This window comes from Streptomyces sp. NPDC025273, assembly GCF_040638585.1.
GTDB classification, from domain to species: domain Bacteria; phylum Actinomycetota; class Actinomycetes; order Streptomycetales; family Streptomycetaceae; genus Streptomyces; species Streptomyces cinereorectus.
Genome location: NZ_JBEZYP010000006.1, coordinates 332,184 through 342,290 on the forward strand (window position 1 = coordinate 332,184; position 10,107 = coordinate 342,290).

Sequence of the window (10,107 nt, forward strand, 5' to 3'; positions counted from 1 at the left end):
GGTCCGGTGCGGAAGTACGAGGCCGGAGGCTTCCCGGGGTGCTCGAAAACTTTCTTTGACGCGTAAACCAACTCATGACGGGAGCGGAGTGTCAAGGCGGCCCGGATCACTCCCGTTCGCATTCCTATGGCCGAAAGAAATCGGTACGGCGGAAGGGAATGGGCGAATTTCCCGAATTCGACTACCGGACAATCCGGTGCGCTTTTGCGGTCGGCCGGGAGTTCCCGTCGCCGGACGCGCGGGCGCACCTGTCGGACGGCACACGGACCCCGCCGAAAGGGGGTGGGGTGTGCCCGCCGGCCGGACGAGGCCGGCCGGCGGGCACACCGTACCGATGCCGGATCAGGCGGGCCGGATCGACAGCGCGTGGTGGAACACGTCACGCGGGTCGTAGGCCGACTTGACCCGCTGGAGCCGCGCGTAGTTGGCGCCGTAGTACAGGCCGTGCCACGGGGTGCTGGAGGTGTTCCACTCCGGGTCGGCGAGGTCGACGTCCGGATAGTTGATGTACGCCCCGGCGTTGATGGCGTCCGGCACCGGAACACCGCCGGTGTTGCGGTAGACGTCGCGGTAGAGCCTGCGCACCCACCCGACGTGCGTGGCGTCGTCGGCCTCCGCGCGCCACACACCGGGAGTGAAGTAGACGCGCAGGATCGAGTCCCGGTGGACGTAGGCGGTCGCGTCGGGACGTATCGAGTTGATCTTCCCGCCGAGGGCGGCCAGGTTCACCTGCGCGCCCGGATTGCTGATGGAGTCGTCGGTCAGATAAGCGTAGATCGTGTCCAACTGCTCGTCGGTGTAGCTCTTCTTGAGGTCCGACGTCTTGTCCTTCTGGCGTCCGGGGGGACCCCAGTACCAGTTGTCCCGGTCGAGCCACGGCAGTTCGTACCGTGAGTCGGAGACGGACGTGACACCGGCTCCGGCGGTGGTCGCCTCGAAGAGCCCGTCGAGCAGGGCCTCGCCGCCCGGGACGTCCTTCGAGACACCGGCCATCAGGCCGATCACGCCGGCGGCCTGGTGCGAGGCGGAGAACGAGGCCCACACCTGGACCTCCTGGGCCCCCGGGGCACTGTTGCGCTCGTACCACTGGGAGTAGTTCCGCACGAGCGTCTTGAACGCCTGCGGCGACAGGTTGTCCCACGACCACTGCACGTTCCGTACGCGCTGGTTCGAGCCACGGGGCAGGAGCTGACCGGGGTCGGTGGAGTCCACTCCGGGCGTACGCATCCAGTACCGCGTGACGATGCCGAAGTTGCCACCGCCACCACCCGTGTGCGCCCACCACAGGTCACGGTTGGGGTCGTCCTGCCGACGGGTCGCCACGACGGTGCGGGGCTGCCCGTCGGCGCCCACCACGACCACCTCGACGGCGTAGAGGTGGTCGACGGCGACTCCGTGGATGCGGGAGAAGAAGTTGTAGCCGCCGCCGAGTATGTGCCCGCCGAGGCCCACTTCCGAGCAGCCCGCCGAGGGTATCGTCACGCCCCAGCCCTTGAAGAGCGTGTTCTGCGTCGGGGCCACGATCGCGCCGGGACCCACGGCGAAGGCGCACCGGCGCTCGTCGTAGTAGACGTCCGACATCTGCGAGAGGTCGATGAGTTCCTCGACCCCGGAGTACGTCGTGAAGTTCTCCAGGCAGTGGCCGCCGGAGCGGACCGCGACCTGCCGGCCGGCCGCGACGGCGCGGCCGAGCGCCTCGGCGACCTGGTCGGAGGAGGTCGCGATGGTGACCTGGTCCGGCCGGTTGCTGAAGCGGGTGTTGTGCGCGCGCATGAAGCTCTCGTACCGGGAATCCCCGGGCTGCACGGTGACGGCGTCGAACGCCGGTGTGCACTCTCCGGCGCTCGTCCCCGCCGCGACCGCGGTGCGGCCTCCGGCTAAGAAGTCCGCCGAGACCAGACCGGCCCCGACGAGTCCGGCACGAGTAAGTAATCCCCGGCGGTTCAGTTCAGACATTGACGCGACTCCTCGCTTCGAACGGGAATTGGGCACAACTCGATCTTGACCGTTCACCGACTGGCCCGACATCGGCAGATCGGAAGCCTATGTCATAGCAGGGGAGTTGAAACGTGTCAGTTTTAACAAATAATCCAATCCTGAAGGACTCCCGACCGGGCCGAGTTTCCCCGAATCTCCTTTCGCGGGCGAATTGCGGGAATCCACTCGCACCCCGGGCTCATGGGGGTGCGACGCGGGCGACGGGTCGGCCGGTATCCTCCGGTCAAATGCCGCGCGATGAGGGGACGTCGGAACGCGGCAGGCGCGGGGCAGGGCCCCGCGCCATCACTTTCCCGAAGACGGAATATCCCCGTGGGCCGTGCGTCTCGCGGTGAGCGACCCGGTCCGGCGACGCCGCTCGGTGATCCCGGTCCACGAGCCCGCTTCACCAGCCCGGTCGGTGACCGCCGGTGGCTCCGCTCGGCGGCACCGGCCGGTGTTGTCGGTCAATGGCTCCGGTCATCCGGTGCCGCTGTCCGGCGGCCGGCGTCACGCGCCGACGAGTCGATCCCTTTCAGGGACTCGTGCGCGACGGAACCCCCGGCGCCGCCGGGGCCGTCCCACTCGTCGGCGTCGTCGAGGCCATGACCCTCCGGCGTCGGGCGCAGCACCGCGATGCTCACCACGACCAGCAGCGTGACCACCATGCAGATCACGCTGACGTAGAAGAGGCTGTCGGTGAACGCCTCCCGGGCTGCGTCGAGGACCGCCGTGCCGACCTCGTGCGGCAGCCGTCCGGCCTCGTACACAGCCGAACCGATGGTGTCCTGGGCCCGGGAGGCCACGCCTGCGGGCAGGGTGTCCGAGACCTCGGCGCGGTACACGGCGGTCCCGACGCTGCCGAGGATCGCGATGCCCATGCCCAGTCCGAGTTCTTGGCAGGTCTCGGAGATCGCGGAGACTGCCCCGGCCTTCTCGGGCGGCGCGGACTCGATCATCATGTCGGTGCCGAGCGCGATGGTCGGTGCCACACCGAAGTTGAGCATCCCCAGCGCGATCATCACCGGGACCAGTCCGCCCTCCGTCCCGACCTGGGTCAGTACGGCAAAACCGATCACGGCCATGGCGAGCCCCCCCGTCATCACGTACGCGGACCGCGTCCAGCGCAGCGCCACCGGGGCCAGAAGGGCACCCGCCACCCCGCCGACACTGCCGGGCAGCGACGCCAGCCCCGTCTCCAGTGGCGACAGCCCCACCACCATCTGGAGGTACTGCGCGACGAAGAACTGCGATCCCGACATCACGAAGAGGGCGAGGCTCATGGTGGTGAGGGAGACGGAGAAAGTGCGCTCGCGGAACAGGGCGGGGTCCAGCAGGGGATGGGTGAGGCGCCGCTGTCGTACCGCGAAGACCACGGCCAGACCCAGCCCGGCCGGCAGCAGCACCATCGGCAGGACGTCGAACCCCTTGCCGGCCAGCGACTTGAGCCCGTACACCGTCGCCAGCAGGGACACCACCAGCAGCAGGACGCTCGCGGGGTCGATCCTGCCGGGGTTCGGGTCCCGGTACTCCGGGAGCAGCACCGGCCCCAGGATCAGCAGCAGCACCATCGCGGGCACGCTCAGCAGGAAGACCGATCCCCACCAGAAGTATTCCAGCATCGCACCGCCGACCAGGGGACCGAGCGCCCCTCCCACCAGGAAGCAGGCGATCCAGACACTGAAGGCGACGGACCGCTGGCGCGAGTCCAGGAACATGTTGCGGATCAGGGACATCGAGGACGGCATCAGGGTCGCCCCGGCTATGCCGAGCAGCGCCCGGCTGACGATCAGCATCTCCGCACTGGAGGAGAACGCCGTGAGAACGGAGGCCAGTCCGAAGCCGGCCGCCCCGACCAGCAGCAGCCGACGACGGCCGAACCGGTCACCGAGCGTGCCCGCGATGACGAGCAGACCGGCGATCAGGAAGCTGTAGATGTCGACGATCCACAGCAGCTGCAGTCCGCTGGGGTCGATGCTCCCGCTGAGATGCGGAACCGCCAGGTGCAGCACCGTGTTGTCGAGGCTGATGAGCAGCGCCGGCAGGGCGAGGACACTGAGGGCTGTCCATTCGCGTTTGCCGGCGCGGGCGGGCACGGCGGCGGTGGAGTCGTGAGTCATGTGGGAGTGCCTATCCAGCGACGAAAGGGTGATACACCCATCTGACCGGTCCATGGCCGCCCTGGGAGCGGTTTTCGGCCCCGGCGGGTGGTGGGTCGGGCCCACCGGACCGACGTCCGTGCGGTGCGGGCGGGCCGGTGGCGGGGCGGGTGCCGACGACCCGTCGGGCGGAGCGCGGCACCTGTCAGGTGGCGCGCGGCCGGGCCGTGATGACGCCCATTCCGCTGGGCAGCACCCTGGTCTCCTCAGGTTCGAGTCCGGCGGCCGTGAGCAGCGTGGTGAACTCTCCGCCGGTGCGCTCCTGGCCGCCCGCCGCACCGAAGAGGGAGAGCATGTAGAGGTCCATGAGGGCAGGGAGCCGGTGGCGTCCGCCCCGGTCGTCGGCGGCGGCGTCGGTGAGCAGGTCGATCACCATGATCCGACCGTGCGCGGGCATGGCTGCGGCACAGGTGCGGAGGATGGAGACCGCGCTGTCGTCGCCCCAGTCGTGCAGGATGTGGCTGAGGATGTAGAGATCCGCGCCGGGTGTGACGCCGCTGAAGAAGTCGCCCGCGACGGCGGTGCAACGGTCGGTGAGACCCCCTTCCACGATGCGTTTCTCGGCGAGCTGCACGGTCCCCGGCAGGTCGACGACGCTGCCGGTGCTGCCCGGGGTACGGTGCAGCAGTTCGCACATCAGATGGCCGTTGCCGCCGCCGACGTCCACGATCGTCGGGTACCGGTCGAAGGTGACCGCGTCGAAGATCTCGTCCAGTTCCAGTCGCAGTCCGGCCTCCTGGGACCGGTCGAAGACCTCGCGCCGCTCCGGTCGCCGCTCCAGGTGCTCGAAGAGTTCGCAGTCGTGGATCAGCGTGAACGCCGAGTCGCCCGTCCGGACGGTGTGTCCGAACTCCCCCCAGGTACGGCCGACTTCACCGGCGAGCAGCTGGGCGCTGGGGCGTGCCGTGCCGGGGGTGTCCGGCAGCAGGGTGGTGCCGAGGCGGGTCAGCGCGAAGGTGCCGTCCGGCTCCTCGGTGAATACGTCGAAGGGGACGAGCGCGCGGAGCAGCCGGCGCAGGGCGAGGGGGTGGGCCGCCACCTCGCCGGCGAGGTCCTCGGCGGAGCGGCGGCCGCCGGCCAGTGCCTCCGGCAGACCGAGTTCCACCGCGGTGCACACCGCCCTGGAGACGAGCTGGCCGTAGAGCAGCATGCGCATCCGTGCGGCGTCGTCCCGGAGTTGTGGGTGGAGCATGCGGTCACCTCCTTGTTCGTCGCGGTTCGCTGTTGTCGTGGGTCTGTTGTGGTCGGTGGGTCTCGCCGGGCGGGGTGCCACCGGGCCGCCGTGGCGGCCGGCCCGGTGGAATCCGCGTGCGAGGGAGGTGGGGCCTACTTGGTGGCGACGATGACGCCGTGCGGGGTCCAGCCCGGGAAGGGGATGCGCTTGAGGGTGCTGAACCCGGCGTCCCGCAGGGACCGCTCGTGCGTCGCCCAGGAGTAGATCATGCCGCCCTCGGCGGGCAGTGCGGCGAAGTAGACGCTGTCGAGTGCGGCGACGACGGGACCGTCCCCCTCGTCGTTGGACATGGAGTTGAAGATGACCAGTTGGCCGCCTTCGGGCAGGACCTCGTAGGCGCGGCGCAGGAGCTCCGTGTTCTCCTCCGGCGTCCAGATGACCATCTGGTGGGCGAACATCACCACGTCGCAGCCGGTGGGCAGCGGGTCGCGGAACATGTCGCCGGTGATGACGGAGACCTGGTCACCGACCCCCGCCTGGGCGATCTTCTTCTCGGCGATGGTGCCGGACGCCGGGATCTCGAAGACGGTGACCTTGAGGTCCGGGTTGGCCTGGGCCAGGGCGATGGCGTTGACGGCGTCGCCGCCGCCGCAGTCCAGTAGGTGCTTGCGGCCGGAGAGGTCGAGTTCCTGGACCAGGTGCTTGTTGGCCAGTTCGGACCAGGAGCGCATGTAGCGGTAGAAGACCTGCTCCATGTGCGGGTTCTCGGCGAGCCGGTGGTAGAGGTCACGGCCGGAGCCGCGGACCCGGCGCAGCCCGACGTTGCGGTTCTCGCGGAGCGAGTCGGTGAAGTCGAGCTGGCCCTCGTACACGATGTACTGCTCGAAGGCGACGGTGTCCTCGAAGCGCTGCCAGTCGCCCTCGTCCATGAGGTTCTTGACGACCCCGGCCAGTCGGTACCGTCCGTCCTGCTTGACGAGGATGCCGAGCGAGGTGCAGCCGAGGAGGAGGATGTCGACGGCGCGGTCCTGGAGGGAGAGCGCGTCGCGGATCTCGTCCCGGGTCAGCTCCTGCTTCTCGGCGACCAGGTCCGGAAGACCCAGTTCACAGGCGGCGTTGAGGTACTGGAAGGCAGCGTGCCCGAAGAGAATCCGGGACAGGCCGTCCATATCGAGCTCGATGGGCCCGCCGTGCTGGGTGGATGCGGTCTCGGTCATGAGTGCCCTGCCTCTCGGATGTGAGTGAGTTCTACCGGTCACTGGTGGGTGTACCGGCGGTCCGGTGGTATGTGCGGGGTGGTCAGGAAGTAGCTCGCGTCCGTCCGGAGTGTCTGTGGGGCCCGGAGCACCCGCGGTCGAACGGTCGGTTGCGGTGTTGGAGTTCACTTGTGGGGGTCGGGATGCGGGGCGGCGGGAAGGGAGCCCACCCGCAGCCGGCGGAACTGCTCGATGACGCCGACCGCGGGCCGGTGGGACCTGCTGGTCGCGAGGAGACTCGGCGACTGGCTGCCGACGAAGTGTCCGCACACGCCTTTGTGGGACTCGTACGTGGCGTCGAGCGCGGTCCGGAAGTCCCTCAGGGCGCCGGGGCGGCGCTCCGCCAGCCAGGACCATGCGTCGCTCGACGCGGTGAGCGCGACCACCAGGGCCTCGTGGTCCCGCCAGCGCAGCCCGCTCATCTGCGGGGGCGCCACGGGCGGCATGAGGGTGGGTCTGATCTCCGCCTGGTACTGGTCGGGGCTGGCGTCCCCGGCGAACTGGAGTGCGGCGCGGCAGGCCCACATGACCCGGGAGGCCACTGCGGCCGCCGTGACGGCGACCTTCTCGTCGCCCGCCTCGGCCGCCGCCGTGAGACTGTTCACGGCGAGGGTGCCGCCCTGCGCGAGCACCATGAAGACATGGTGGCCGCGGACCCAGCGCCGGAGCCCGTCGAGGGGTTCAGGTTTCCCCGACCGTACGCAGGCGGGCACCGGCAGCGGTGCCGGGAGCCGGGTGGGATCGGCCGGCCACCGCACCAGGGTGTCGAAGCCCGTGATCAGGTCGTACCACGCCGCTTCGTCCAAGCCGGTACCCCGTTCCTCGGCGATCTCAAGGATGCCGAGATGGGCGTTGAGGGCCGCCGCGACGAACAGGGTGAGGGGGTCGCCGTGGTGCCGCTCTATGCCGAACGCCAGGTCGTTGTCCAGATTCGGCCGGGACTCCCTCGGGTCGTCCACGACGAGGGTGCTGGGCACCGGGCCGAGATCCGCGCGAGCGGTTCGGACGGCGGCAAGCATGTCGGCGAGACCGGTCCGGTGCGCCGGGCCGGCCACCCCGTCGGCCAGCCCGGCGAGGACGGAGGGGGCCGCCGCCGCGATGGCCGGGGCGTCGCCTGGCAGGTCTTCCGGGCACGGCATGGGGAAGGGGACGGTGGCGACATGGGGCAGGTAGTCGGTCATCGTGCCTCCTTTACGTATGCGTGGGGTCGGCAGGAGTCCGTGTGCAGCGGGCCCGTGCCGGTCAGTGGCCCTTGATCAGCGGCTTGCCGAGGGGGAGGTTCTTGGCGCCGGTCGCGCGGTGCATGAAGCTCGCGAAGATGTACATGCCGAGCACGATGAAGAGGAACATCGTCGTGATCCCGACGTAGATCAGCCAGGGGTCGCCGGGCTTCAGGGGGTTGTTGACGGTCTGGTCGATGGCCTGCTCGATCGAGCCGAACAGAACGAGCAGGGTCGCGGAGACCACCACGAAGAGGAACGTGAAGACCCGTGGCAGGCGCAGGGTGGTCAGCGTCAGCAGGATGATCACGATGGCCCACACCAGGACGAAGTTGGCGGTGGCCTGACGCTGTTCGATGTTCTCGAATTCTCCCATCCAGTTGTTGTTCAGGGCGAGGCTGAGGATGGAGAAGCTGAGCCAGAACGTCCCGAACAGGCCGTACACCGCCGCGAACACCCCGTCGCCAAGGCGCATCGCCCAGGCCGAGGCCATCAGCAGCATGATGGTGCTGGCGAACACCATGATGGGCAGCGAGGCCACCAGGGAGTTGGCCGGGATGCTGACGTCCTTCAGGTAGAAGGCGAGCGAGATGGAGCCCAGCAGGAAACCCCCGAAGCCCAGCATGGCGGGCTCGTTGGCCCGGGGTCCGTTGGACAGGTCCGGCACGGGCGCGGACGGCCTCGCCGTGTGAGCGGTCTCGGCGACCGGCGCCGGTGGGATGTCGAGTGTCGTCTTTTCCTGCTTCATCGCTTTCTCCTGATCTGGTAGGGAGCGGAAGTGGGAGGGGCGGAGCGGGGTGGACGGGGTAGAGGGAAGGGGCCGGATGTCACCCCGCGGTCGTTCCTCCCCTGACGCGCCGGATGCGCTGGATCTGGGTGGGGGCCGCCGACCAGGACGCCGGATCGGGCAACCGGCCGGCGAGGTCGGCGAGTACGGAATGCTCGAAGATGAGGTGGAGTGGTATGTCGGTGCCGGTGCGTGCCGTCAGCCGGCTGATGACCCGGGTGGCGAGGAGGGAGTGGCCGCCGAGGGCGAAGAAGTCGTCGTCCGCGCCGACATCGGTGACCTCAAGGACCTCGCGCCAGGTCTCGGCGACCAGTTCCTCGGCGCGCCCGGACGGGGCGCGGTAGGAGGCATGGCCGGTTCCGGGTTCCGGGTCGGGGAGAGCGGACCGGTCGATCTTGCCGTTGGGGAGGAGGGGGAACTCCTTGAGGGCGACAAGGATGGAGGGGACCATGAAGTCGGGGAGCCAGGTGCGGGCGTAGGAGGTCAGACCGGCGGGAACATCACCGTCGGGCTCGTGGGCGACGATGTAGGCGACCAGGCGGAGTGATCCGGATATGTCTTCGCGGGCGACGACAACAGCGCCGTTGATCTGCGGGTGCCGGCTGAGGACTTCCTCGACCTCACCGAGTTCGACACGATGGCCACGGACCTTCACCTGCCCGTCCGCACGTCCCAGATAGTCCAACTGCCCGTCGGGACGCCACCGGACCAGGTCACCCGTGCGATACATCCGGCCGCCGTCCGCCGAGAACGGGTCGGGAAGGTAACGCTCCGCGGTCAGGGCAGGGCGGGCGTGGTAGCCACGGGTCACACCCGCCCCGGCCAGATACAACTCACCGACCGCGCCGAGGAGAACCGGACGCAGGTTGCTGTCCAGGACATGGGCCGTCGTCCCGTCCACAGGAACACCGATCGGCGTACGGACATCGCCCGGAGCCGTGACCGCGTGCGTCGAATACGTGGTGTCCTCGCTCGGCCCGTACAAATTGTTCACGACATCGATCACCGGATGCGCGTACAACTCCGCGACCAGACCCGGGGCCAACGGCTCACCGGCAAGGTTCATCGTGCGGGCACGAGGCGGAATCGCACCCGCCGCAAGCAGCTCACGAGCCACCGAGGGGACGGTGTTGACGAGAGTGACGTCGGCATACCGGCCAGGGTTGGCAATCAGGTCCAGGGCATTGTCCGGAACCAGATGGACCGTTCCACCCACCGACAACGGAGCGAAGATCTCGAACACCGAAAGATCGAAAGACACCGACGTCGCCGCGAGCGTCCCCGCCAACTCACCACCCGAGAACACCCGCCCAGCCCACGACAGCATCGCCACCACCTGCGAATGCTCGATCACCACCCCCTTCGGACGACCCGTCGAACCCGACGTATAAATCACATACGCCACATCACCCGAATCCCCCACCGCCGGAACACGATCCGTACGGCCTCCGTCCGGAAAATCCGCCACCGAACCCAGGACCAGGGACACACCCGAGTCCTCAACCATGAAATCAACACGCTCACCCGGATAACC

At 68.9% G+C, this 10,107-nt stretch carries 7 protein-coding genes; all 7 read right to left on the reverse strand.

Annotated features, from left to right (window positions below; translation table 11 throughout):
- Nucleotides 1–342 precede the first annotated feature (342 nt).
- The gene (locus AB0F38_RS13920; protein WP_361891475.1) at nucleotides 343–1,956 is read right to left on the reverse strand and encodes a BBE domain-containing protein; all 1,614 of its coding nucleotides are present in this window, start codon (nucleotides 1,954–1,956) and stop codon (nucleotides 343–345) included.
- Between the two features lie 488 nt (nucleotides 1,957–2,444).
- Entirely contained in the window at nucleotides 2,445–4,097 is a 1,653-nt protein-coding gene (locus AB0F38_RS13925; RefSeq protein ID WP_361891477.1) for an MFS transporter, read from the reverse strand.
- Between the two features lie 184 nt (nucleotides 4,098–4,281).
- Entirely contained in the window at nucleotides 4,282–5,328 is a 1,047-nt protein-coding gene (locus AB0F38_RS13930; RefSeq protein WP_361891480.1) for a methyltransferase, read from the reverse strand.
- A 134-nt stretch (nucleotides 5,329–5,462) separates the two neighbouring features.
- Complete coding sequence (locus AB0F38_RS13935; RefSeq protein ID WP_361891484.1) at nucleotides 5,463–6,527, reverse strand: methyltransferase; 1,065 nt, start codon at nucleotides 6,525–6,527, stop codon at nucleotides 5,463–5,465.
- A 164-nt stretch (nucleotides 6,528–6,691) separates the two neighbouring features.
- Nucleotides 6,692–7,747 (reverse strand): hypothetical protein, encoded by a 1,056-nt coding sequence (locus AB0F38_RS13940; protein WP_361891486.1) that lies wholly within the window; start codon nucleotides 7,745–7,747, stop codon nucleotides 6,692–6,694.
- A gap of 61 nt (nucleotides 7,748–7,808) precedes the next feature.
- Nucleotides 7,809–8,534, reverse strand: a complete 726-nt coding sequence (locus AB0F38_RS13945; protein WP_361891489.1) for a GPR1/FUN34/YaaH family transporter — start codon at nucleotides 8,532–8,534, stop codon at nucleotides 7,809–7,811.
- Between the two features lie 79 nt (nucleotides 8,535–8,613).
- Nucleotides 8,614–10,080, reverse strand: a complete 1,467-nt coding sequence (locus AB0F38_RS13950) for a non-ribosomal peptide synthetase (protein ID WP_361891550.1) — start codon at nucleotides 10,078–10,080, stop codon at nucleotides 8,614–8,616.
- Between the last annotated feature and the right edge of the window lie 27 nt (nucleotides 10,081–10,107).

Bases quoted from the DNA above. Each gene is read 5' to 3' on its own strand.
- AB0F38_RS13945 (WP_361891489.1), bottom strand. From the start codon at position 8,534: ATGAAGCAGGAAAAGACGACACTCGACATCCCACCGGCGCCGGTCGCC.
- AB0F38_RS13925 (WP_361891477.1), bottom strand. From the start codon at position 4,097: ATGACTCACGACTCCACCGCCGCCGTGCCCGCCCGCGCCGGCAAACGC.
- AB0F38_RS13920 (WP_361891475.1), bottom strand. From the start codon at position 1,956: ATGTCTGAACTGAACCGCCGGGGATTACTTACTCGTGCCGGACTCGTC.
- AB0F38_RS13935 (WP_361891484.1), bottom strand. From the start codon at position 6,527: ATGACCGAGACCGCATCCACCCAGCACGGCGGGCCCATCGAGCTCGAT.
- AB0F38_RS13930 (WP_361891480.1), bottom strand. From the start codon at position 5,328: ATGCTCCACCCACAACTCCGGGACGACGCCGCACGGATGCGCATGCTG.
- AB0F38_RS13940 (WP_361891486.1), bottom strand. From the start codon at position 7,747: ATGACCGACTACCTGCCCCATGTCGCCACCGTCCCCTTCCCCATGCCG.
- AB0F38_RS13950 (WP_361891550.1), bottom strand. From the start codon at position 10,080: ATGGTTGAGGACTCGGGTGTGTCCCTGGTCCTGGGTTCGGTGGCGGAT.